At 54.4% G+C, this 23,456-nt stretch carries 25 protein-coding genes; 20 read left to right on the forward strand and 5 right to left on the reverse strand.

Annotated features, from left to right (window positions below):
* Positions 1-23: 23 nt before the first annotated feature.
* Positions 24-392 (reverse strand): ACP-like domain-containing protein, encoded by a 369-nt coding sequence (locus ELB75_RS00320; RefSeq protein ID WP_064088859.1) that lies wholly within the window; start codon positions 390-392, stop codon positions 24-26.
* Between the two features lie 262 nt (positions 393-654).
* Here ELB75_RS00320 and ELB75_RS00325 point away from each other — a divergent pair, with 262 nt between their 5' ends.
* Genes ELB75_RS00325 through ELB75_RS00340 form a run of 4 tightly spaced genes read left to right on the forward strand, consistent with a single transcriptional unit; the run spans position 655 to position 4,337 of the window.
* A complete protein-coding gene (locus ELB75_RS00325) occupies positions 655-2,226 on the forward strand; it encodes a phosphatase PAP2/dual specificity phosphatase family protein (protein WP_126982194.1) in 1,572 nt (523 codons plus the stop codon).
* Complete coding sequence (locus ELB75_RS00330) at positions 2,223-2,603, forward strand: hypothetical protein (RefSeq protein ID WP_126982195.1); 381 nt, start codon at positions 2,223-2,225, stop codon at positions 2,601-2,603. Before ELB75_RS00325 ends, ELB75_RS00330 begins: the two co-directional genes overlap by 4 nt.
* A gap of 13 nt (positions 2,604-2,616) precedes the next feature.
* Positions 2,617-3,351, forward strand: a complete 735-nt coding sequence (locus ELB75_RS00335) for a lysophospholipid acyltransferase family protein (RefSeq protein ID WP_126982196.1) — start codon at positions 2,617-2,619, stop codon at positions 3,349-3,351.
* Positions 3,348-4,337, forward strand: a complete 990-nt coding sequence (locus ELB75_RS00340) for a phosphatidate cytidylyltransferase (protein WP_126982197.1) — start codon at positions 3,348-3,350, stop codon at positions 4,335-4,337. The genes ELB75_RS00335 and ELB75_RS00340 overlap by 4 nt, the downstream gene beginning before the upstream one ends.
* 519 nt (positions 4,338-4,856) lie before the next feature.
* Here ELB75_RS00340 and ELB75_RS00345 read toward each other — a convergent pair.
* Complete coding sequence (locus tag ELB75_RS00345) at positions 4,857-5,645, reverse strand: inositol monophosphatase family protein (RefSeq protein ID WP_164726752.1); 789 nt, start codon at positions 5,643-5,645, stop codon at positions 4,857-4,859.
* A 67-nt stretch (positions 5,646-5,712) separates the two neighbouring features.
* Here ELB75_RS00345 and ELB75_RS00350 point away from each other — a divergent pair, with 67 nt between their 5' ends.
* The 11 genes from ELB75_RS00350 (at position 5,713) to ELB75_RS00400 (ending at position 14,514) form a co-directional block, all read left to right on the forward strand.
* A complete protein-coding gene (locus ELB75_RS00350; RefSeq protein ID WP_126982199.1) occupies positions 5,713-6,435 on the forward strand; it encodes a 16S rRNA (uracil(1498)-N(3))-methyltransferase in 723 nt (240 codons plus the stop codon).
* A gap of 112 nt (positions 6,436-6,547) precedes the next feature.
* Complete coding sequence (locus ELB75_RS00355) at positions 6,548-7,411, forward strand: ParB/RepB/Spo0J family partition protein (protein WP_126982200.1); 864 nt, start codon at positions 6,548-6,550, stop codon at positions 7,409-7,411.
* A 174-nt stretch (positions 7,412-7,585) separates the two neighbouring features.
* Positions 7,586-7,939 carry an ATP synthase subunit I gene (locus ELB75_RS00360; protein WP_126982201.1) on the forward strand — a complete coding sequence of 118 codons (354 nt, stop codon included), beginning with the start codon at positions 7,586-7,588 and terminating at the stop codon, positions 7,937-7,939.
* The gene (gene atpB / locus ELB75_RS00365) at positions 7,929-8,798 is read left to right on the forward strand and encodes a F0F1 ATP synthase subunit A (protein WP_126982202.1); all 870 of its coding nucleotides are present in this window, start codon (positions 7,929-7,931) and stop codon (positions 8,796-8,798) included. Before ELB75_RS00360 ends, atpB begins: the two co-directional genes overlap by 11 nt.
* A gap of 56 nt (positions 8,799-8,854) precedes the next feature.
* Complete coding sequence (gene atpE / locus ELB75_RS00370; RefSeq protein WP_126982203.1) at positions 8,855-9,100, forward strand: F0F1 ATP synthase subunit C; 246 nt, start codon at positions 8,855-8,857, stop codon at positions 9,098-9,100.
* A 53-nt stretch (positions 9,101-9,153) separates the two neighbouring features.
* Complete coding sequence (locus ELB75_RS00375) at positions 9,154-9,624, forward strand: F0F1 ATP synthase subunit B (protein WP_126982204.1); 471 nt, start codon at positions 9,154-9,156, stop codon at positions 9,622-9,624.
* 4 nt (positions 9,625-9,628) lie between these two features.
* Positions 9,629-10,174: a F0F1 ATP synthase subunit delta gene (locus tag ELB75_RS00380; protein ID WP_126982205.1), complete on the forward strand. Its 546-nt coding sequence runs from the start codon at positions 9,629-9,631 to the stop codon at positions 10,172-10,174.
* Positions 10,175-10,183: 9 nt separating this feature from the next.
* Positions 10,184-11,731 carry a F0F1 ATP synthase subunit alpha gene (gene atpA / locus ELB75_RS00385; RefSeq protein WP_126982206.1) on the forward strand — a complete coding sequence of 516 codons (1,548 nt, stop codon included), beginning with the start codon at positions 10,184-10,186 and terminating at the stop codon, positions 11,729-11,731.
* Between the two features lie 24 nt (positions 11,732-11,755).
* On the forward strand, positions 11,756-12,634 hold the full coding sequence (gene atpG / locus ELB75_RS00390; RefSeq protein ID WP_126982207.1) for a F0F1 ATP synthase subunit gamma: 879 nt from the start codon (positions 11,756-11,758) through the stop codon (positions 12,632-12,634).
* Between the two features lie 40 nt (positions 12,635-12,674).
* A complete protein-coding gene (atpD, locus tag ELB75_RS00395) occupies positions 12,675-14,072 on the forward strand; it encodes a F0F1 ATP synthase subunit beta (protein WP_126982208.1) in 1,398 nt (465 codons plus the stop codon).
* A 10-nt stretch (positions 14,073-14,082) separates the two neighbouring features.
* The gene (locus ELB75_RS00400; protein WP_126982209.1) at positions 14,083-14,514 is read left to right on the forward strand and encodes a F0F1 ATP synthase subunit epsilon; all 432 of its coding nucleotides are present in this window, start codon (positions 14,083-14,085) and stop codon (positions 14,512-14,514) included.
* Positions 14,515-14,865: 351 nt separating this feature from the next.
* Here the strand turns inward: ELB75_RS00400 and coaD are convergent, their stop codons facing one another.
* Complete coding sequence (coaD, locus tag ELB75_RS00405; protein WP_126982210.1) at positions 14,866-15,381, reverse strand: pantetheine-phosphate adenylyltransferase; 516 nt, start codon at positions 15,379-15,381, stop codon at positions 14,866-14,868.
* Positions 15,382-15,594: 213 nt separating this feature from the next.
* Here coaD and lnt point away from each other — a divergent pair, with 213 nt between their 5' ends.
* The 4 genes from lnt (at position 15,595) to ELB75_RS00425 (ending at position 19,838) form a co-directional block, all read left to right on the forward strand.
* Entirely contained in the window at positions 15,595-17,229 is a 1,635-nt protein-coding gene (gene lnt, locus ELB75_RS00410; RefSeq protein ID WP_126982211.1) for an apolipoprotein N-acyltransferase, read from the forward strand.
* 189 nt (positions 17,230-17,418) lie between these two features.
* The gene (gene rpoH / locus ELB75_RS00415; RefSeq protein WP_126982212.1) at positions 17,419-18,270 is read left to right on the forward strand and encodes an RNA polymerase sigma factor RpoH; all 852 of its coding nucleotides are present in this window, start codon (positions 17,419-17,421) and stop codon (positions 18,268-18,270) included.
* A 316-nt stretch (positions 18,271-18,586) separates the two neighbouring features.
* Entirely contained in the window at positions 18,587-19,030 is a 444-nt protein-coding gene (locus ELB75_RS00420; protein ID WP_126982213.1) for an SMI1/KNR4 family protein, read from the forward strand.
* A 199-nt stretch (positions 19,031-19,229) separates the two neighbouring features.
* A complete protein-coding gene (locus ELB75_RS00425) occupies positions 19,230-19,838 on the forward strand; it encodes a hypothetical protein (RefSeq protein ID WP_126982214.1) in 609 nt (202 codons plus the stop codon).
* Between the two features lie 395 nt (positions 19,839-20,233).
* Here the strand turns inward: ELB75_RS00425 and ELB75_RS00430 are convergent, their stop codons facing one another.
* Both ELB75_RS00430 and ELB75_RS00435 read right to left on the reverse strand, forming a co-directional pair.
* A complete protein-coding gene (locus ELB75_RS00430; RefSeq protein WP_126982215.1) occupies positions 20,234-21,820 on the reverse strand; it encodes a tannase/feruloyl esterase family alpha/beta hydrolase in 1,587 nt (528 codons plus the stop codon).
* Between the two features lie 103 nt (positions 21,821-21,923).
* Entirely contained in the window at positions 21,924-22,817 is an 894-nt protein-coding gene (locus ELB75_RS00435; protein ID WP_126982216.1) for a LysR family transcriptional regulator, read from the reverse strand.
* 118 nt (positions 22,818-22,935) lie between these two features.
* Between ELB75_RS00435 and ELB75_RS00440 the strand changes: the two genes are divergently transcribed.
* On the forward strand, positions 22,936-23,349 hold the full coding sequence (locus tag ELB75_RS00440; protein ID WP_126982217.1) for a DoxX family protein: 414 nt from the start codon (positions 22,936-22,938) through the stop codon (positions 23,347-23,349).
* Positions 23,350-23,456: the final 107 nt, after the last annotated feature.

A 23,456-nucleotide genomic window follows, 5' to 3' on the forward strand; every position in this document is an offset into this window, starting at 1 on the left:
AGGCAGCCTTTTATCGAGAAATCTTAATTACCGGCATTTACAGGTGAGCAGTTTTTCACCACGAAACGGCCGCCAGGAGCGGTTAAGCCCACCACGTCGGAGGTGGTGTGGGTGTTTTTGTCGATATAACCGGCAGACAGAGAGTAACCGCGACGGTTGCTGAAGGTAGTACCGGTGCTGTCGGACTGTCTTCTGTTATAAGTCAGGTTCACCTGCGTACCGGCGGCATTCACCGCAGCGCTTACCGGCTTGCCTTGGCGGTTGAACTCATACAGCACGTTCAACTGTTTGCCGTTGTCGCAAGAATAAGAAACCATGCCGGCGGGAGCAGCCGCAGCACTCAGGGAAACGGCAGCCAGTGCAGCCGCAGTAACAACAGATAATAGTTTCATAATCGTTATGACTCCTAATTGAGCATCAAGAAATTTTTCAGGTAGCCTCAAAGCTGCCTGAGCTGCTCTGATGCAAATGAATAATCTGCCTGGCAGCGGGCGCTATTGTATTCCTCCGGCAAGAATATGCAACTAACATGATAGTAAAATAATATTATGCTTCCGATATGGAAATTTAACTTACTTTCTGCCACCACATCAGCATGCCTTGTATTGAAAGCGGATTTCATCTGATTTGCACCGAACGTTTATAATCCACGCCATGAAACCCACCCTGAAAGCCTCTCTACTTAAGCTTGCTTTGGTCGGCGCGCTGTTCTACACCAGCTACGGCCTGTCCAACCATTACGCGGCATCACTGGCCTATGTGCCGGAAATCGCTTTTGCGTGGGAGCGCGGCATTCCGTTTTGGGCGTGGACGATTGTGCCGTATTGGTCGTTGAATCTGATGTATGCGGCGGCATTTTTCCTTTGCCGAGATGCGTGCGAACAAAACCGCTACATCGCACGGCTGGTGGCGGCCCAAATCGTCGCCACTGTTTGCTTCTTGCTGTTTCCGCTGCATTTCGGCTGGCCGAAGCCGCCCACCAGCGGGCTGTCGGGCTGGCTGTTTGATTCGCTGGTCGCGTTTGATTTGCCATACAACCAAGCGCCGTCGCTGCATATTGCACTGGCAGTTATTGTCGGCGCGTTTTATTGGGTGCGCTTCCCCAAAATCCATTTGCCGCTGTTGTTGTGGCAAAGCCTGATTGCTTTGTCGGTGCTGACGACTTACCAACACCATTTTATCGACGTACCGACCGGCGCGCTGCTGGGCTGGCTGGTGCTATGGGCCATACCGCAACGCGGCGTCTCGCCTTTTAGGTGGCGAAATCTGCCTGAAGTAGCGCCGGACGGGCAAACAGGCTACCTGAAAACGGCATCTTGCAAAGTACGGTTGAGTTCCGATAAAGCTAAAACTTCTCCCGAAACACGTTCCCGCAAAATCAAAATCGCCATGCTGTATCTTGCCGGCGCGGTATTGTCGGCTCTGCCTGCCCTACTCGGCGGTGCATGGCTGTGGACTTTGTGGGTTAGCGTATCGTTATTGGTGGTCGCTTTCGCCTATTTGACCGGTAACCCAGCGGTGTTCCAAAAACAGGCAGACGGCAGCTTATCGGCAGCGGCAACGGTTTTGCTGTTGCCTTATCTGGCGGGTGTACGGCTGAACATGGCGTACTGGCTGCGCGGCAAGGCGAAGACGGCGCAGGTACGCGATGATGTGTTGATTGGCAGTATCTCAGGGGTTGCGGAGATTCAGCATTGTGGCGGAGTTTTTGGGAAAAAAACGGCATCTGCTGCGTTAAAAATGCTCGCAAGGTGTTCAACCTTGCTGCGCTTTTTGCCTTGCATCTACCATTTTTTGCCACAAAAATCCGCTTCACAAGCTAAATCTCCGCAACCCCTGGCAATTTCAGACGGCCTCCCCGCCATATTGGACGTATGCGCCGAATATCCCCGCCCCCGCTATCGCGGCGCATACCGCGTTCTGCCGCTGCTGGACATGGTTACGCCGTCTGAAAACAATTTGGTGCAGGCGGCTTCGTTGCTGGAAGCATTGCGCCGGCAACACGGCAAGGTTCTGACCTGTTGCGCGCTTGGCTACGGGCGCAGCGCAGCCGTAATACTCACTTGGCTGCTGGTTTACGGCGGTTGCCGGGATTTGGCGCAAGCAACGGCGGAACTGAAACAGACCCGCCCGCAGATGGTGCTGCCGCCGGAAACGGCAAAGGCAGTAGAAGCGGCGGCAGGCTACCTGAAAAACTTCGGCGCAGATCAAAAGGAAAACCCATGAACACAATACCAACAACCGACAGCCTGATTACAGCCCGACTACTCGCCACCGCCCGCTATACTGCCATGTTCAATGCCTTGCTGCTGGCTTTGTCCGCACAACAGGGCGGCGTGTGGTCGGCAGTGCAGCTGATTTTGGCCGCAGCGCTGTTATACTGCCATATCCGCATCGAATTCGACCGCCGCGTGTTCCAAGATTTTGCCGACGGCCGCTACACGCCAGAAGCCTTCGACCAAACTTTACGGCAAATCGGCTTACGCCGTGTTACCGACAGCCGTGATATGCCACAGCGTGTATCAGGTGCAATCGCCTTGTGGCGCAAAAGCTTGTATCTAACCGCTGCACAATCAGCAATTTTCCTGATCCAACTTCTCTAATGCCATTGATGCCATGAAAAATTTCATTAAAAAACAACTTGCCTGGCTCACCGACCAAGCACTGTGCCTGTCGGTATCCTTCCTCACCGGCGTCCAACCCAAAAGCTCGCGCGAGTTGGCGTTCAACCCGCAGCAGAAAGTGTATTACGCCAATCACGGCAGCCACGGTGATTTTTTGTTGGTGTGGATTTCCCTGCCGCGCCGCTGGCGGCTTTCGACGCGCCCCGTTGCCGGTTCGGATTACTGGCTGACCAACAAACTCAAACGCTTCATCATCCAAAACGTCTTCAACGCGCTCTTGATTCCGCGCCACAGCGATAATCCGCAGTTGATTACCGAGCAGATGAACCACGCGCTCCAAGCGGGCGATTCGCTGATTATCTTCCCCGAAGGCACTCGCAATACGGACGAAAACGAAATTCTGCTTCCATTCAAATCAGGCATTTACCATCTAGCCAAAAGCAAACCGGATACCGAATTTGTGCCGATATGGATAGACAACATCAACCGCGTCCTGCCCAAAGGTAAAGTGCTGCCCGTGCCGCTGTTGTGCGAAGTCCACATTGGCGAACCGCTGACCCTGCACGAAGATGAAGACAAAGCAGCCTTCCTCGCCCGCAGCCGCGAAGCCCTGCTGGCTTTGAAGCCGTCTGAAAGCGAACGGAGTGAGCTTCGTCCAAATGAGGGCAACAAGGTGCATCCAAACGAACACGCTGAACTGCACCAAAACCAAGGAGAAGCATCATGAGCTTTGCCAACACATCCAGCCAAATCATTACCGAACAAACCGCCGCCCATCTCACCCCGCAGGTGAGCTATATCTTCACCGGCGTATTTGCCGTATTGATTTTCGCCAGCATCATCGGGCAATGGCTGAAACGCAAAAACGGCGCAGGCAATGCCACCATCGCCAACCTCAACGCCCGCATCTACGCGTGGTGGCTGATGACACTGGTGCTGCTGGCCGCATTTTGGTTTGGCAAAACCGGTACGGTGGTGTTGTTTTTCCTGATTTCGTTTGCCGCCCTGCGCGAATTCATGACCCTCGTTTATCGCCGCCGCAGCGATTATTACAGCATGGTAACCTGCTTCTACCTGTTGCTGCCGGTGCAATATTATTTTGTTTATGACGGCTGGTACGGCATGTTCAGCATTTTCATCCCCGTGTACGGCTTTCTGGTGTTGCCGATTATCGCCAGCCTGAGCGGCCAAACCGCCCATTTCCTCGAACGCGCCGCCAAAACGCAATGGATGGCGATGATCTGCATCTTCTGCCTCTCCCATGTGCCTGCCCTGATGTTTCTGAACTTAGACGGCTTCGACAGCAGCGGCAATATCCTGCTGCTGATTTTCCTGATTGGCGTAGTACAGGCTTCAGACGTGTTGCAATACGTTTGGGGCAAACTGGTGGGCGGCGCCAAAATCATGCCCTCGCTTTCTCCGTCTAAAACCATATCCGGCACGGTGGGCGGCATTTTGTCTGCCACCGCGCTTGCCGCATTGATGTCGCCGATTACCCCGTTTAGCCACGGCCAGGCTGCCGCCATCGGTTTCACTATTTGCCTGATGGGTTTCTTCGGCGGGCTGGTGATGTCTGCCATCAAGCGCGACTACGGCGTGAAAGACTGGGGCAACATGATCCGCGGCCACGGCGGCATGCTCGACCGCGTGGATTCCATCTGCTTTGCCGCACCGGTGTTTTTCCATATTGTTCGGTACTACTGGAACGGCTGAAACAAAGGCTACCTGAAACCCGTATGCCGGATTCGAAAATCCAACATCCGGGGTGGCAACCATATAGTAGATTAACAAAAATCAGGACAAGGCGGCGAGCCACGGACAGTACACACGTTACGGCAAGGCGAGCCAACGCCGTACTGGTTTTTGTTAATTCACTATAAATCAAACAAGATTGAGACCTCGAAGATTTTGCCGGATACCAGTATCCGAACTGCAAACCACAGGGCAGGTTCCCCAATCTGATTTCTCCGAAGAGCAGACTGCCTGCCGGAGGATGCCACCCCCAACCAAAAGGCTACCTGAAATTTCAGGTAGCCTTTTCCATTGGGGCTAGGGCAGCATTCATAACCAGCCAAATTGTTTTCGATACCGGGTAACACAGAAGTATGGCAAGGCAAAGCCAACGTTGAAGCAATAGTACGGCAAGGCGAGCCAACGCTGTACTGGTTTTTGTTAATTCACTATAAATTGCTTTGCCATATACCCGTCCGGTTTTTCAGGTAGCCTTTCTGCCTATTGATTTGCCCGAATCCAGGCCAACCAGCGGTCGAACAGGTCGGGTTGCAGGCCGGCGATGACGGAGCGTTTGAAAACGTGTTCGCCGCTCCAGAAGTCGTCGCCTTCCAGCGTGGCCAGGCGGCCGCCGGCTTCTTCGTAAATCAGGGCGCCGGCGGCGTAGTCCCACAGTTTTTGGCCGCCGTGCAGGTAGAGGTCGTAGCGGCCTGCGGCGAGGTAGCACCAGTCGAGCGTGCTGGAGCCCATGCTGCGCTGCGAGCCGAAGGGGTGGAGGGTTTGCATGCGGCTGGCGAGTTTGCCGGAACGCAGGTATTTCACTTCCACGCCCGCAATGGATTCGTTGAGCTTTTTCGGCGCGTGGCGCAGGGGCAGGGGGCGGCCGTTGAGCCATGCGCCGTGACCGCGTTCGGCAGTGAACATTTCCTGCATCATGGGGTGGAAAATAGCGCCCAGCTGGGCACGGCCGTGGCGGATGTAGGCCACGGAGAGGGCGAAGTGCGGCAGGCCGTTGATGAAGTTGTTGGTGCCGTCGATGGGGTCGACTACCCACAGCCCGGTTGCGGCATGCTGCCATATGGCGTGTTGTTCGTCGGCACTCATTTCTTCGCCCAGCATCGGGCAGTCGATGATTTGCGGCAGTTTTTGGGCAAACAGGGCTTGGGCGTGCAGGTCGGCTTCGGTGAGGCGGGTGCCGTCGCTTTTGGTGCTGACGGCGGTGTTGAGAAAACGCGGCATCACGGCGGTTTGCGCCACTTCGCGAACCAGTTCTGCTAAACGGTTGAGCAAAATCTTTCCTTCCTGATGCTTTTCTGATAGAAATGGGATATTAACCATTTTTCGGGGTAAACAACAGATGCCGCGTTTTTATGTTCCGCAAACTTTTATTGCAGGCGAGGTGCTGAGGCTGCCTGAAAATGTGTGCCGACATATCCAAGTGCTGCGCTTGCAGGCGGGTGCGCCACTGGTGTTGTTTGACGGGCAGGGGCAGTCGGTGGCGGCGGAATTGCTGGAAATCGGGCGCAAACAGGCGTTGGCGCGTGTGGATCGATTGCTCACGGAAACGCGCGAATCGCCGTTGGCGGTTACGCTGATTCAGGCAGTATCGGCTTCGGAAAAGATGGATTTTGCGGTGCAAAAGGGCACGGAATTGGGGGTAAAACGTATCGTACCGGCGGTTTCCACGCGCTCGAATGTGCGGCTCTCGGGCGAGCGGTCGGAGAAAAAGGTGCGGCGCTGGCAGGAAATTGCTATCTCGGCTTGTGAGCAATGCGGGCGCAACGAAGTGCCGCCTGTGGCACCGATTGCCGATTTGGCGCAGGTGCTGGCTGCACTGCCGGCCGACTCAGGGGCGCGGCTGCTGCTAAGCCCGCACGGCGGTGTGCCGCTGCGCAGCCTGCCACCGACGCAAAGCGCGGTGTTGCTGATTGGGCCGGAAGGCGGATTGACGGCAGAAGAAGAGGATTTGGCACGCTCGCACGGGTTTCAGGCGGTGCAGCTCGGCGCACGGGTGTTGCGCACGGAAACGGCGGCGCTGGCGACATTGGCGGCGATGCAGGCCTTGTGGGGCGATTTTTAGCGGCATGGGCGCTGTGTTAGAATACGCGCGATTTTGAATTGGGATTTTCAGGTAGCCTTCTTCCTTACCTTAGAGGCTACCTGAAAAAATAAATAGATTAGGAAACAGATAAATGGCAAAACCGAAAAGCGGCCTCGGCGGCCGGGGCTTGGATTCTTTGTTGGCCGGCGCGGTGGGCGACAGCAGCGGCGACAGGCTGACCAGCGTGCCGGTGCGCGACATCAAGCCGGGGCGCTACCAGCCGCGTTCGCAAATGGACGACGAAGGCCTGCAGGAACTGGCTGATTCAATTAAGGCGCAGGGCGTAATCCAGCCGGTTATCGTGCGCGAGCACGGCCTGTCGCAATACGAGCTGATTGCCGGCGAGCGCCGTTGGCGCGCCAGCCAGCTGGCGGGTTTGGCCGAAATTCCGGTGGTGATTAAGAGCATTGGCGACGAAGCGGCGCTGGCGATAGGCTTGATTGAAAATATCCAGCGCGAAAACCTCAACCCGATTGAAGAGGCGCAGGGTTTGAAGCGTTTGGTGGACGAATTCGGCCTCACGCACGAAACTGTGGCCAAGGCAGTAGGGCGCAGCCGAAGCGCGGTGTCAAACAGCCTGCGCCTGTTGGCTTTGCCCGAGCCGGTGCAGGAAATGCTGTTTTTACGCCAGCTGGAAATGGGGCACGCACGGGCCTTGTTGCCGCTGCCGGTGATGGAGCAGCTTTCATTGGCGCAGAAGGCGGTAAAAAACGGCTGGTCGGTGCGCGAGGTGGAACGGCGCAGCCAGCTGGCGCAACAGGTGCCCCAGGAGAAGAAATCAAAAACCGTCAGCCCCGATATACGCTACCTGAACGAGGCGCTTACGGAAAAGCTGGGGGTGCGCGCAGAAGTGCAAACGGCCAACCACAAGCGCGGCAAGGTGGTGTTGCATTTCGACAGCCCGGAAACTTTTGCGCGGCTGATGCAGCAGTTGGATGTGAAGTTGCCTGATTGAGCAAAGGCTTGCTTGAGATTTTAGGTGCTTGGAAATTATGCCTGCATGGTTTTCAGGTAGCCTTTAATGCTTTAAATATTGATATTGTTTGACAAGAATTAACACTTTTCTTGACTTTGTTGTCGTTTTTGCTTATATTTAAAGAGCTAACATTTAGTGTGTGAAGATGGCTGTATGACAGCAACAATTTATCTCCAATTGGCAATCACGGCGATACTTATTGCTGTTTTTTGGGTGTTTTCCGGCGCAGTCGCAGCCAAGTCGGCAGCGTTGGGCTGTTTATGTTACGCTGTACCCACCATCTTGGCGGTACTGGTTTTAAGGTTTTTTCTAAAGTTCCCGAAATGGCGCGGCAGCGCATTTTGGCTGGGAGAAAGTTTAAAAATAGTACTGGCGCTCGTGTTAATGACGCTGGTGTTCGTTTTTTACCGCCGACACATCGTATTCGTTCCGTTTATCGTCGGGCTGGGTGCGGTGAGTCATGCGGTGTTATTGATATTTTGGAAAGTTAAAAAGTATGGCCGGTGAAAGCATGAGCGCAGCCGACTACATCAAGCACCATTTGCAAAGCTTGACCAGTTTGTCGGATGTGAGCAAAGGACAGGATCTGCAAAATATTGCCGATTTCTCGTTTGTAAACATAGATTCCCTTTTTATTGCGTCTTTTTTGGCTGTTCTCGGTTCGCTGGTGCTGTGGTACGCCGCCCGCAAGGCTACGCCGGGCGTACCGGGGCGCTTTCAGGCCGCCGTGGAGATTTTGTTTGAGTTCATCGACAATTTGTGCAAGGGCATCGTTCACAACGAGCAATCGCGTAAAATAGTGGCGCCATTGGGTTTGGCACTGTTTGTTTGGATTGTCCTGATGAACACTATGGACTTGTTGCCTGTGGATTTATTGCCGTGGATTTGGCAGCATGCAACCGGCAATCATCATGCCTTGCTTCGCGTGGTGCCTACTGCGGATTTGAACATCACTTTGGGTATGTCGATCGGGGTATTGCTTACCTGTTTTATGTTTAATATCAAGCTTAAGGGATTGGGCGGCTGGATTCACGAATTGTTTACGGCTCCGTTCGGTATTTGGCTGGCTCCGTTCAATTTTATTCTGAATCTGGTAGAGTTTTCTTCCAAAACCATTTCGCACGGTATGCGGTTGTTCGGCAATATGTATGCCGGCGAATTGGTGTTCCTGCTGATTGCTATGTTAGGCGGTGCTTGGGCGATGCCAGGTGGGGCAGTTACTTGGATAGACCCCGTATTGGCATTTTTCCATATTTTGGCCGGGTTTATCTGGGCGGTGTTCCATATTTTGGTTATTGTGTTGCAAGCATTTATTTTCGTTGCCTTGGCTTTCGTGTATATCGGCCAGGCGCATAGTTCCCATTAGTAGTTTGTTGTTTTTTCGTAGTAGTTTAACTTTCACTTTTAGATAAGGAGTTTCAAATGGATTTGAATAGTGCATTGGCCATCACTTGCGGCCTGATCGTTGCGTTCGGTGCGGTGGCTGCTGCGGTCAGTATCGCTCTCGTAGGTTCGAAATATCTGGAGGCCTCTGCCCGCCAGCCCGAGTTGATTGAGCCGCTGCAAACCAAATTGTTCCTGATTGCCGGTTTGATCGATGCGGCATTCCTGATCGGCGTGGCCGTTGCTTTGCTGTTTGCCTTCGTGAATCCGTTTGCCGGAGGTTAGAAAGATACAAACGTCCGAAGTTTGTTTAACCCTAACTGTGAAGGTTGAGTAAAGTGAATATTAATTCAGCTTTAATCATACAAATAATCGTCTTCTGCCTGTTGGTGTGGTTTACCGTGAAATTCGTGTGGCCGCCCATCGCCAAGGCTTTGGATGAGCGTGCCAGCAAGATTGCCGAGGGTTTGGCTGCTGCCGAGCGTGGGAAAAGTGATTTTGAACAAGCTGAAAGGCGTGTTGCCGAACTCATGGCTGAGGGTCGCAACCAAGTTGCCGAAATCATTACTAACGCAGAGAAACGGGCTTCCCAAATCGTTGAAGATGCCAAAAAGCAAGCCTCAGATGAAGCTGCCCGCGTTACGGCACAGGCCAAGGCCGATGTGGAACAGGAAGTGAATCGGGCGCGCGAAGCCTTGCGCGAGCAGGTGGCTGTGCTGGCGGTTAAAGGTGCTGAACAGATTTTGTGCAGCGAGATTAATGCCGACAAACATGCCCAGATGCTGGGTATGTTGAAGCAGGAGCTGTAAAACTATGGCTGAACTTGCCACCATTGCCAGGCCATATGCCAAAGCATTATTCGAATTGGCTTCTGAAAAAGGCCAAATCGAATTTTGGCTGGAAAAGCTGAAAGATTTGGCGTGGGCTGTCGGCCAACCTAAGCTTGCTACATTGCTAGACGATGCCGGTATTGTCCCTCATCAGAAGGCGGATATCTTAATTGGATTATTAGATGGTATCCACACGCCACAATATACGGATTTTAAAAACTTCCTGTATGTGTTGGCTGAAGGCGGTAGGTTGGTAGTTTTACCGGAAGTATATAACCAATACCAAGCACTGGTGTTGGCGAAGGATCATATACAAAAAGCCATAATCTACAGTGCTTTCCCGATGAGTGAAGGACAGTTCGCCAAGGTGGTAAGCGATTGCCAACAGAAATTTGGCCATAAGCTGGAGGCTACCTTAAAAGTGATGCCCGAGCTGATTGGCGGTATCAAAATTGAAGTTGGAGATAAAGTTTTGGACTTGTCCGTGCGGGGGAAGCTGAAAAACCTGTATACGGCCATGATAAATTAGGAGAGTTTCATGCAGCTTAATCCTGCTGAAATCAGTGAGTTGTTAAAATCTAAAATTGAAAACCTGAATGTAAAACAGGAAGCCAGTACCTATGGGGGCGTGATTTCTGTTACCGACGGCATTGTGCGTGTGCACGGATTGTCGGATGTCATGCAGGGTGAGATGCTGGAGTTCCCCGGCAACACGTTCGGCTTGGCCATGAACTTGGAACGTGACTCGGTTGGTGCGATTGTATTGGGTGAATACGAACACATTAAAGAAGGCGATCAAGTTAAATGTACCGGCCGTATTTTGGAAGTGCCGGTTGGTCGAGAGCTAGTTGGCCGTGTCGTGAATGCCCTGGGTCAACCAATTGATGGCAAAGGCCCTATTAACGCTAAAAAAACTGCGCCGATTGAAAAAATCGCTCCGGGTGTAATTGCACGCCAATCCGTAGATCAGCCCATGCAAACTGGCTTGAAATCAGTGGATTCTATGGTACCGATTGGTCGTGGTCAGCGTGAATTGATTATTGGCGACCGTCAAACTGGTAAGACAGCCGTTGCATTGGATGCGATTGTCAATCAAAAAGGTACTGGTGTTATCTGTATTTATGTGGCAATTGGCCAAAAAGCCTCTTCTATTGCCAACGTGGTACGCAAACTGGAAGAGCATGGCGCGATGGAGCATACCATTGTGGTGGCGGCAACTGCTTCTGAAGCAGCGGCTCTGCAATTCATTGCTCCGTATTCTGGTTGCACGATGGGCGAGTATTTCCGCGATCGTGGTGAAGATGCATTGATTGTATATGATGACTTGTCCAAACAAGCCGTTGCCTATCGTCAGATTTCTCTGCTATTGCGCCGCCCGCCCGGCCGCGAAGCATATCCAGGGGATGTATTCTACCTGCACAGCCGTCTGCTGGAGCGTGCCGCTCGCATCAATGCCGATGAAGTGGAAAAACGTACAAACGGCGAGGTAAAAGGCAAAACGGGGTCATTGACCGCATTGCCGATTATCGAAACTCAAGCCGGTGACGTTTCTGCTTTCGTGCCGACTAACGTAATTTCTATTACTGACGGTCAGATTTTCTTGGAAACTGATTTGTTCAACTCAGGTATCCGTCCAGCCATTAACGCAGGTATTTCCGTATCTCGCGTAGGTGGTTCCGCCCAAACCAAAGTTATTAAAAAACTGGGTGGCGGTATCCGTTTGGCTTTGGCTCAATATCGCGAATTGGCAGCATTCTCTCAGTTTGCTTCTGATTTGGACGAGGCTACCCGCAAGCAGTTGCAACATGGCGAAGTGGTTACTGAATTGATGAAGCAAAAACAATTCAGCACCATGAGTATTGCTGAAATGGCTTTGACCTTGTGGGCGATTAACAAAGGCTCTTACGAAGATGTGCCGGTATCTAAGGCATTAGCGTTTGAGGCGGATTTCTTAGGCTATGTGCGCACGCAGCATGCCGATATTCTGGATCAAATCAATCAGCAGGGCGTGATGAGTGATGAGAATGAGCAAGTTTTGACCGAAGCTATCAGCACATTTAAAGCCTCCCGCAACTACTCGGCTTAAACCGCAGAAAAGGAAAAGTCTGAAATGGCAGTAGGGAAAGAAATCCTCACGAAAATCCGCAGTGTACAGAATACACAGAAGATTACCAAAGCCATGCAGATGGTATCAACTTCCAAAATGCGGAAAACGCAGGACAGAATGCGTTTGGCACGGCCTTATGCTGAGAAGGTTCGCATAGTGATGAGCCACTTGGCACAGGTAGAAACTGAACATAAGCGGTTGCCAATCTTGGAAAGCCGAGAAAACATTCGGCGTGCCGGTTTCATCTTGATCACTACCGACAAGGGCTTGTGTGGCGGGTTGAATGCCAATTTGCTGAAGAGGTTTTTAGGGCAGGTGCAAGAATACCGGCAGCAGGGTGTGGAAGTGGAGGTTGTCTGCTTCGGCAGTAAAGGCTTGGCTGCCTGTAACCGTGCCGGTCTCAATGTGGTGGCCAGTGCGGTGAATCTGGGTGACACTCCGAAGATGGAAGTGCTGCTTGGTTCGCTGACTGAAGTTTTCCAGCGTTATGCAGACGGCAGCCTGGATATTGTACACTTGGTGTATTCTAGATTTATCAATACCATGCGCCAAGAGCCGAATCTGGAAACTTTGCTGCCCATCGGCCACAATGTGCTGAACGAAATATCAGAAGCAGAAGAATACGGTCGGGAGTATGTGTATGAACCCTCGCCTATCTTGGTGCTGGAATATTTGGTGCGCCGCTATTTGGAATCGGTAGTGTATCAGGCTTTATGTGAAAACATGGCTTCCGAGCAGTCTGCCCGCATGGTGGCAATGAAAGCCGCTACGGACAACGCAAGCAACGCAATTAAGGAATTACGCCTGATTTACAACAAATCCCGTCAGGCAGCGATTACCACCGAGTTGTCGGAAATTGTAGCCGGTGCCGCTGCAGTATAGGTGGGCAGAGCAGGCAGATTTGAATATTTAGGATAGATAAATGAACCAAGGCAAAATCGTACAAATTATTGGTGCGGTAGTCGACGTGGAGTTTCCGCGTACCGCCATTCCGCGTGTTTACGATGCACTCAAACTGGTTGATACTGATTTGACGCTGGAAGTACAACAGCAGCTTGGTGACGGCGTTGTCCGTACCATTGCGATGGGTAGTACAGACGGTTTGAAACGTGGCCTGTCCGTGCAAAATACTGGTGCACCGATTACTGTGCCGGTGGGGAAAGCCACCCTGGGCCGCATCATGGACGTTCTGGGCAACCCCGTGGACGAACAAGGCTCGATCGGTTCGGATCAAACCCGTGCCATCCATCAATTCGCACCTAAGTTCGACGAACTCTCCAGCACTACCGAATTATTGGAAACCGGCATTAAAGTGATTGATTTGCTTTGCCCGTTTGCCAAAGGCGGTAAGGTTGGCCTGTTTGGCGGTGCCGGTGTGGGCAAAACCGTGAACATGATGGAGCTGATTAACAACATTGCCAAAGCGCACAGCGGTCTTTCCGTATTCGCCGGCGTGGGTGAGCGTACTCGTGAGGGTAACGACTTCTACCACGAAATGAAAGACTCCAACGTGTTGGATAAAGTGGCAATGGTGTACGGCCAGATGAACGAGCCGCCTGGTAACCGCCTGCGTGTTGCCCTAACCGGTTTGTCGATGGCTGAATACTTCCGTGACGAAAAAGACGAAAACGGCAAAGGCCGTGACGTATTGTTCTTTGTGGATAATATCTACCGCTATACCCTAGCCGGTACCGAAGTATCCGCCCTGCTTGGCCGCATGCCTTCTGCTGTGGGTTATCAGCCGACTTTGGCTGAAGAAATGGGTCGTTTGCAGGAACGTATTACCTCCACCCAAACTGGTTCCATTACCTCTATCCAAGCCGTATATGTACCGGCCGACGACTTGACCGACCCGTCTCCCGCCACCACGTTTGCCCACTTGGATGCGACTGTAGTATTGAGTCGTGATATTGCTTCCTTGGGTATTTACCCTGCGGTAGACCCGCTGGACTCCACTTCCCGCCAGCTCGATCCAATGGTGCTCGGCCAAGAGCACTACGATGTAGCCCGCGGTGTGCAATCTACCTTGCAGAAATACAAAGAGTTGCGCGACATCATCGCCATTTTGGGTATGGACGAGCTGTCTGACGAAGACAAGCTCACCGTAATGCGTGCCCGCAAAATCCAGCGTTTCCTGTCGCAGCCCTTCCATGTGGCCGAAGTGTTTACCGGATCGCCCGGCAAATACGTTCCGCTGCGCGATACCGTGGCCGGCTTCAAAGCCATTCTGAGCGGCGAGTACGACCACCTGCCGGAGCAGGCCTTCTATATGGTGGGCGGCATCGAAGAGGCCGTGGAAAAAGCTAAAACCCTGAACTGAGGAATGCAGCATGAATATCATGCAGGTTGATGTGGTCAGCAACGAGGAGAGCATCTACTCCGGCGAAGCCAGCTTCGTCGTGGTGCCGACCCTAAACGGCGAGCTCGGTATCTACCCGCGCCACGAGCCGATTATGAGCCTGGTGCGCCCCGGGGTGTTGCGCTTGCAGGTGCCGGAGCAGGAGCAGGAGGAAGAGATTTTGGTAGCCGTTTCCGGCGGTATTCTGGAAGTGCAGCCGCACAAAATCATGATTTTGGCCGACGTGGCCGTGCGCAGTGCCGAGCTGGATCAGGCACGGGCGGAGGAAGCGAGAAAAGCTGCCGAAGCCGGTGTGAAACAAGCCAAAGATGATGAATCGATGGCTAAAGCCCAGGCGGCATTGGCGATTGCGCTGGCCGAGCTGAAAGCCCTTAATTACCTGCGTATTAAACAAAAACGCTAAAGCAATCCGGTTTGCCGGATGGAAATAAAGCACGATCACATCGTGCTTTATTTTTCTTATTGGTGATGGCAAGCCAAATTGATTCTCGATATAGTGGATTAACAAAAATCAGGACAAGGCGGCGAGCCGCAGACAGTACACACGTTACGGCAAGGCGAGACAACACCGTACTGGTTTTTGTTAATTCACTATACAAGGTGGTAGGAGCACAGCCAGGTGAACCAACGCTGTAGCGAATGTTAAGCTGGTTTGCTATAAGGCTACCTGAAAAAGCTGAAGCCAAGGGGAGATGCCCGTTCTATAGGCATACCGTTTTCAGGTAGCCTGCTTTGAAAAGCAGATGGCGGACAATCAGTCCTCAGTCGAACAGCCGTGGTCGGCCAGTATTTTGCGGTATACGGCATCGGGGACGTAGCGGCGGATGGTTTTCTGCCAGTTTTGCGGGCCGACCATGCCTTTAACCATGGTGGACGACACTTCGGCAAATTCGCGCGGCGGCATCAGGATAACGGTGGTGATGGCCGGTTGCAGATCGGCGTTGATGTAGCGCATGGCACGTTCGTATTCGTAGTCGGCGCCGCTGCGGATGCCGCGCACCACGAAATCGGCTTGGATGCTGTCGGCAAAATCCACCAGAAAGCGGTTGTGGAAATGGGTAACGCGCACATTGGGAAATTCGGCAGTGATGTCCTCCAGCATGGCAGTGCGCTCTTCCAGTGTGTAGGTGGCCTGCTTGTCGGGATTGGTGCCGATGGCCACCACCAGCTCGTCAAACATGGCCTGTGCGTGGCGGATCATCCATAAGTGGCCGTTGGTGGGCGGGTCGAAACTGCCGGCGTAAACGGCGCGGCGGTGGTGTGGTTTCATGAGTGATTTTGCATACGACAAATTAAAAACGGGCGAAGCCTACCCCGCTTGCGGCGGCGGCGCAAGTTTATTTTGGGCGGCTTCCAGGCCGTTCCCTTACGTATCCGGCCATGGCGTTTTCAGGTAGCCCCAACTGAAAAGGCTACCTGAAAGCACCATGCGGCAATGATTTGGCTATATAATGCCGCTTCTTTATCAAGGCTGCCTGAAAACATGAATTGGGTTGCAAAATTTGAGGATTGGTGTAGTCGGCGCTATGTGTATTGGCCGCTGGTGATGCTGCTGGCAGCCGCCACGCCGCTGGCGTTTGCGCCGTATTGCCATTTTTGGCTGATGCCGCTGCTGTTCGGCGCCCTAATCCGGCTCACCGAGCTGAGGCCGCAAAACAGCGTCTCCGGCGCGTATTGCTTCGGCCTGGTGGGCTACGCCGCACAGTTTTATTGGATACACACCGCGCTGCACGACATATCCGGCCTGCCCAATCTGTATGCCCTGCCGCTCACCATCCTGTTGCCCGCCTATCTCGCGCTTTATCCCGCCGCCTGCTTCTGGTTACTGGAAAAAGCCCGTTTGCCGCGCGGCTGGCGCATCGGCCTCTTATTACCCGTGTTGTGGACGCTGGCCGAATTTGCCCGCGAGCGGGCGATTACCGGCTTCGGCTGGGGTGCGCTGGGCTACAGCCAAGTGGCCGACCTTTCCCCGCTGGCCGGTTATGCCCCCGTGGGCGGGGTGCACTTGCTTACCCTGCTGTGCGCCTTTTGCGGCGCGTGGCTGGTGCTGGTGCTGCACAACCAAGGCTGGAAACGGCGGGTATTGCCGCTTGTGCTGTTGATTGGCGTTATCGTCGGCGGTTGGCAGCTGCACCAAGTGCGTTTCACCGAACCCGACGGCAGCAGCGCAACCGTGGCGCTGGCGCAAGGCAATGTGGCGCAAACTTTGAAATGGGACGCCGAATATCTGAGTGAAACCATGCAAAGCTACTATGAGCAAGTAGCCAACAGCCATGCCGACATCACCATCCTACCCGAAACCGCCATCCCCGTGATGCGGCAGGATTTGCAGGAATACAACCCCGGCATCCTCGACCAATTTGCCTACGAAGCCCAGCGCAACGGCAGCGCGCTCGCCATGGGCATCGCCCAATACAACCAGCAGCGCACAGGCTACCTGAACGCCGTTATCAACTTAAGCAATTACCACCCCGACCGCCCCGACGACATCCCGTTCTACGCCAAAGACCACCTCGTTCCCTTTGGCGAATACAAACCCCTGCCCGCCATCACCGAGCCGCTGTACCGCATGATGAACATGCCCCTGGCCGGTTTCGAGCGCGGCGGCCGTGCCCAAGCCCCGCTGATTTTGGCCAACCAGCGCGTGGCGTTCAACGTATGCTATGAAGACGGCTTCGGCGACGAACTGATTGCCTCTGCTAAACAAGCCAGCCTCCTGGCCAACGTCAGCAATTTGGGCTGGTTTATCCGTTCCAACGCCGTCCACCAGCATTTGCAAATATCGCAAACCCGCGCCCTCGAGCTCGGCCGCTACATGGTGCGCGCCACCAACACCGGCGCCACCGCCATCATCAATCCGCAAGGCCGCGTGGTGAAACTCGCCCCGCCCGACACCCGCACCGTGCTCGAAGGCACTATTGAAGGCTATCGCGGCGAAACCCCGTATATGAAAATGGGCGGCTCGCTGCCATTGGTGTGCGGTTTGTTGTGTTTGGCCGTATTGCTGATGCTGGCCGGCTATCTGCCTCGGCGCAAACCTGCTCCCGATACTGCGGGGGAGAGGCTACCTGAAAACGCCAGTGAGCCAAGTGCCGAACCGAAAGATGAGGGCAAATAAATACGTTTGCCCGGAGTTGGTGCCATTTAATGCAATATAGAAAATAAATTAAAATTTTAAAAATACAAAATTTAACCTATCGTAAACCAAAATCACACAATATAGGTGTTTAATCACGCCTGTAATTAAAGAGATAGAAAAAGACGAATACCGCCGAAGGCGGAAAATATTAAAAGGAATCAATAAACAATGAATAACACATTTGCATTGCCCATCCCCAGCGGCCACGGCAGCCTGGAGCAATACATTCACACGGTAAACAGCATTCCACTGCTCACCGCAGAGGAAGAACACAGCCTGGCCGTTCGCCAGCTGCAAGGCGACCTGGAAGCCGCCAAGAAACTGATTTTGTCGCATCTGCGCGTGGTGGTATCCATCGCGCGCGGCTACGATGGCTACGGCCTCAACCAAGCCGATCTGATTCAAGAAGGCAATATCGGCCTGATGAAGGCAGTAAAACGCTACGAGCCCAATCGCGGCGCCCGCCTGTTTTCCTTTGCCGTACATTGGATTAAGGCTGAAATCCACGAATTCATCCTGCGCAACTGGCGCATGGTGCGCGTGGCCACCACCAAGCCGCAGCGCAAACTCTTCTTCAACCTGCGCAGCATGCGTAAAAGCATGAACGCCCTCTCGCCCGAAGAAGCGCAAACCATTGCCGACGACTTGGGCGTGAAAATGGACGAAGTGCTGGAAATGGAACAGCGCATGACCGGCAAAGACGTTGCCCTGCTGCCGGACAACAGCGATGGCGACGAAGACAGCTACGCCCCCATCGACTGGCTGGCCGACACCAGTAGCGAGCCCACCCAGCAGATCGCCCAAAAAGCCCGCTACGCCATGCAAACCGAAGGCCTGCAAAACGCACTTACCCAGCTGGACGAGCGCAGCCGCCGCATCGTGGAAAGCCGCTGGCTGCAAGACGACGGCGGCCTCACCCTGCACGAACTGGCCGCCGAATACGGCGTATCCGCCGAGCGCATCCGCCAAATTGAAGCCAAAGCCATCCAGAAGATGCGCGGCTTTATGAGCGAAGAGTAAGCGGACAAAAACCAAAAGCTGCCTGATATAGGCAGCTTTTTTATCGGGTTGATGCAATGGCTTAAGTTTTCAGGTAGCCTTTTGCTTTTCCCGTGAACAGAAACAGCTGTCAAACAGCCATCATTTCCACCCTGCGGCCTATTCACGGTGGGCTAAAATATAGTGGATTAACAAAAATCAGGAAAAGGCGGCGAACTGCAAGGCATACAGAAAGTACGCCAAGACAAGCCGATGCCGTCGCAGGGCGATTTTCATCCGCCCTATTCCGTTTTCAGGCAGCCTCCCCTCTTACCCATCGCCACAAGGAAACCGTCACATGCAAGCCTTTCTCGACCAACTCGAAGCCCTTATCCGCGCCGAATACGCCGAACAAGACGGCCTGGCGGAAGAATTCCTCTCAGGCGAGCCTGTATCCGAAGCCGAAATTGCCGCCGCCGAACAAGAGCTCGGCACACCCTTCCCCGCCCCGTATCGCGCCCTGCTGTTGCGTTTCGGCGCAAACTGCTATCTGGGCGTAGAAATCGACGATTTGGCGCAGGTGGTCGAGAACACAAAATGGGTACGCCGCCATTTTACCCGGCACGAAACCCTGCCCGCCGAACTGCTGCAACACGGCATCGCCTTCGCGGGCGACGGCAGCGGCAACTACTTTATGCTGCACGACGGCGCGGTATGGCTGCCCGACCACGACAGCGGCGAATGTATTCGGGAAGCCGAAAGCCTTGAAGCCTTCCTGCTGGCTGCCAACGGCGCGGATTAAGCAGCAAAAACAGGCTACCTGAAAGCCGCCATCCTCTTTTCAGATAGCCTGTTTTCCCTGCGGCAGGCTGCCTGAAACCCTTCTTATAGTGGATTAACAAAAATCAGGACAAGGCGGCGAGCAGCAGACAGTACAATAGTACGGCAAGGCGAGCCAACGCTGTACTGGTTTTTGTTAATTCACTATAGAAAGGCACGACATGAGCAAAAACAGAGGCAAGCATCAAAGCAACCTCGACACCCTCTGCCAACTCCCGCCCGACATCCCCGCCATTAAAGCCTACCTCAAAGAGCTCAACATCCAAGCCCGGCACATCGCCGACAACAGCAACGACTACCCCAAGCAAACCATCAGCGCCGACGTGTGGAGGGATGGCTACCAAATCGTGAACACCGCCCGCGCCCTCGCCGAATGGCTCGAGCAGCAAAGGCTCTACGAGCTTTTGCCGCCAGCCGTTGAATGCTGGGGTACCGCCGCCTTCGCCGTGGTTTCCCACTATCGTGCCGAAATCGGCCCCTTCATGCACGCCGCGATGCGCTTGCAAAAACGGCGCGGCAACAGCCAAGCCGTACAGGAAATGTGCCGCGCCATACTGGGCGACTTCACCCTCCTGCTGGAAGATGCCGAAGACCTGCTCGCCGACGGCTGCACCGACCCGGCCGATTATCAGGAATACAGCGAACTGGCCGCCATCTCCTACCTCGACCTCGCCGCCCGCCACCTCGCCGAACACGGCGACAGCGAAGCCCAAGCCATCCGCCAACGCCTCAAACGCCTGCCGCAATATTGGGCAACCCTGAAACTGTAGTTTCACGTTTAAAGGCTACCTGAAAATGTAGGGCGGCATTGCAGGGCAGCATTGCCGGCTTTTTCAGGTAGCCTTATTCCTTTGGCATTGCCCATAAGGAAACCGTCATCCCCAAGCCGGTATACGTTAACGGCACGGATTGGGCATCAAAACAGGCTACCTGAAACCATTTGGCGTTTTCAGGTAGCCTTTGCTTTGGTCGGCTATTCTATAGTGAATTAACAAAAACCAGTACAGCGTTGGCTCGCCTTGCCGTAACGTGTGTACTGTCTGCGGCTCGCCGCCTTGTCCTGATTTTTGTTAATCCACTATCCCCAAGCCGGTATACGTTAACGGCGCGGATTGGGCAGCAAAAAAGGCTACCTGAAATTTCAGGTAGCCTTTGCTCATGCCCATTAGCGGCACACAAAGCTTTCCGCTTTGCCTTCATCGCCGCCGATATAGGTGGCGACTTTCGGATAGGCGCAAATCGGCATTTGTTTATTCGGGAAGGATTTCCCTTGTGCAATCATGCGCTCGGGCGCTTGGTTTTTGCCGTGCCAGTTTTCCAAAAGCGTGAGCGGGTCGAAGTCGTCGAAGGCTTGGCCGCCGCCGCAGTGGTTCATGCTGGGCACCATAAACAGGCGGCTGAAGCTTTGGGCGTTTAGCGTGTCGGCATTCATTTGGCGGAACCATGCCACCTGGTCTTTGGCGGAGAACACGGGGTCGGACACGCCGGTGAGCACAATCAGTTTGCCGCCGCGTGCGCGGAAGCTGCTCAAATCGGTGGACACCGCATCGTTAATCGCGCCGGTTTGGTAGGTTTTGGGCGTGTCGCGGTCGAAATCAAATTTGTTCAAATCAAAGTTCGGCACGGCGGGGGTCATGAAATACCAAGTGAGCGAGCCTGCGCCAAGCGTTACGCCGCGCGAATCGGGCTTAGCCGTTTGCGAACTGCCAAGCTTCCATGCGCGCCAGTCGGGCTGGTTCAGGCCGGTGTCGTAATACCAGCCGCTGTAAATCGGGTTGCCGCGTGAGTCGCGCGCGCCGTCCATCACGGCTTTGAGGGCGGCGGTTTTGGCGGGGGACAGGCCGGCGTGTTCGGCTTTGAAATCGCAGCTTTCCCAAGCGTTAATCACGCCGTCTTTCAGGCCGTCGCGCGCGTCGCAACGGTTTTTCACCGCTTCGCTCACTTTGTCCAAATCGGCTTGGGTCAGGGCGTTGGCCAGGATTTTGTTGCCTTGTGCGTCTTTGGGGGCGATTTTCATGAACTGCTGGTAATCCCACTGTTGGGCAACGGCGGCACGGGAGAGGCGGAAGCCGGGGTTGGCGGCAATCACGCCGTCAAATTCCAGCGGATAACGCTGGGCGGCCATCATTGCTTCGCGTCCGCCGTTGGAGCAGCCCATGAAATAGCTGTGCTGCGGTACGGCGGCATACATTTTCTGAATCAACTGCTTGGCAACTGTCGTAACTTTGCCGGTGGACTGGTAGGCAAAATCCAACCGCGCCTGCTGGTCTGCACCGAAGTCAGGTGTAGGCGTGGGGTGGCCGCCGTCCATAGAAACTACGGCATAACCGCGCATCAGCGCAGGCGTCGCGGTGGAGGTGCGCACGGGAATGCTGCCGACGGCAGGGGCGACAAAACCGTCCACCCCGCCACCGCCTTGGAACAGGAAGCTGCCGTTCCAGTTTTCAGGCAGCCTGAGTTGGAATTTCGTGCCGTAGTATTTACCATCCGCACCTGTGCGCGCACCGATTTCGCCTTCAATCACGCAATGAGGTTTCGCCTGCAAGATATTGGTTGAACCGCCGGTGAAGGATGCCATTCTGTCGGCACTGATTTCGCCGTTCGACCATTCGGCTTTGGTGATGGAGGTGTCGGCAATTTGACTGTTTTTCAGCGCGAGGCACTGCTGCTGCACATTGGGCACAGGTGCGGCGTGAACGGTGGAAATACCGGCCAACAGCAACAGCGCGGCGATGGGAGAGAGTTTGTTCATAGTGAAGCTCCGTTTGGCGGGTTGGAGGAATGGGATTATAGGCTTGCTTTTAATATAGATGGCAGAGCTGGGGGCTACCTGAAAGCAGCCCGTTCTTCAATTTTCAGGTAGCCTGTTCGCTCGCGGCCTTCTCCACCATAAAGTCGATAAAACTGTGCACCTTCGCACTTAAGAGTTTGCGCTGGGTGTAAACGGCGTAGAAGGGCACGGGCGCGGTGCGGTAGTCGGGCAGCAGGCGGCGCAGGCGGCCGGTTTGCAGGTCGGCGCGCAGCAGCCATTCGGGCAGGTAGCCGATACCGGCACCGGCGCACACCAGCTGGTAGAGCATTTGGGTGTTGTTGCTGTGTATGGCGGCTTGCAGGTGAACGGCGTGGCTTTCCCCACGGCCTTGCAGGGTGAGGCCGGATACGTCGGTGTAGCTGGGCAGGATGGCTTGGTGCTGCGCCAAATCCTGCGGGGCGGCGGACGTGCCGTGTTCGGCCAAATAGGCGGGTGCGGCCACCAAATGGAAGTCGATTTCGGCCAGGGCGCGGGCAATCAGGTTTTCGGCCGGCTGCTTGGAGAGGCGCAGCGCCACGTCTTCGCCGTCGCCGTCTAAATTCACGCTGTGGTTGGTGAGCGTGAGGTGCAGCGACACGTCGGGGTAGCGGCGGCGGTATTCGGTAATCCAAGCGGCAAATACGGGGTTGGCAAACCACACGGGGATGCTCACGCGCAACCGACCCTGCACCCGGGCGGTGCTGCCTGCGGCGCGGGCGGCAGCCTGCTCGAGGATGTCGAGCGCGGAGAGGCAGTCGCGGTAGTAGGCTTCGCCCTGCTCGGTGAGGCTGAGGCGGCGGTTGTTACGGTAGAGCAGGCGGGCATTCACGCTTTTTTCCAGATGCGCCACGTGTTTGCTGGCCATGGGCACGGAAATATCCAGCTGCTCTGCGGCGCGGGTAAAGCTGCCGCTATGCACCACTTGGCAGAACACTTTCATGCTTAATAAGGTATCCATGTTTTCTCTTGGGGAAAAACTGTGTTGTTGGATCGGCTATGTTTTCGCCACGGGGAAATGATTATACTGCACAGGTACTTCCAATTTACATTGTTTCACGTATCAAGAGGAAAAAATCATGAATACACATTGGGAAAACTGCCGCAGCATGGTGTTGTCTGTATTGCGTATCGCGGCGGGCTATATGTTTATGCTGCACGGCTCGGCCAAGCTGCTCGGCCTGCCGCACGTGGAAATGTTTGACGGCTTGCAGCTCTTCTCGCTCTACGGCGTGGCCGGTATGCTGGAGCTGGGCGGCGGTCTGTTGGTGTTGCTCGGATTGTTTACCCGCCCGGCAGCGTTTATCCTTTCCGGCCAGATGGCGGTGGCTTATTTCATCGGTCACGTTGCCGACGGCGGCCATGCGCTGATTCCGTTTATGAACGGCGGCGAGGCGGCTGCGCTGTTTAGCTTTGTGTTCCTGTATCTAGCGGCGGCCGGCGGCGGCAAATGGTCGTTGGATGTGCTGCTGTGCAAGAAGCGGCAGGGATGATTTTGAGCTTTGCAGAAACATGTTTCAGGTAGCCTTAACGCTCAGGCAGGCTACCTGAAAAAAGGAGCCTGGTTTGCCCTGGCTCCTTTTTGTTTGTCATATTTAAA

The sequence above is a fragment of the Eikenella corrodens genome (assembly GCF_003990355.1).
Classification (GTDB): domain Bacteria; phylum Pseudomonadota; class Gammaproteobacteria; order Burkholderiales; family Neisseriaceae; genus Eikenella; species Eikenella corrodens_B.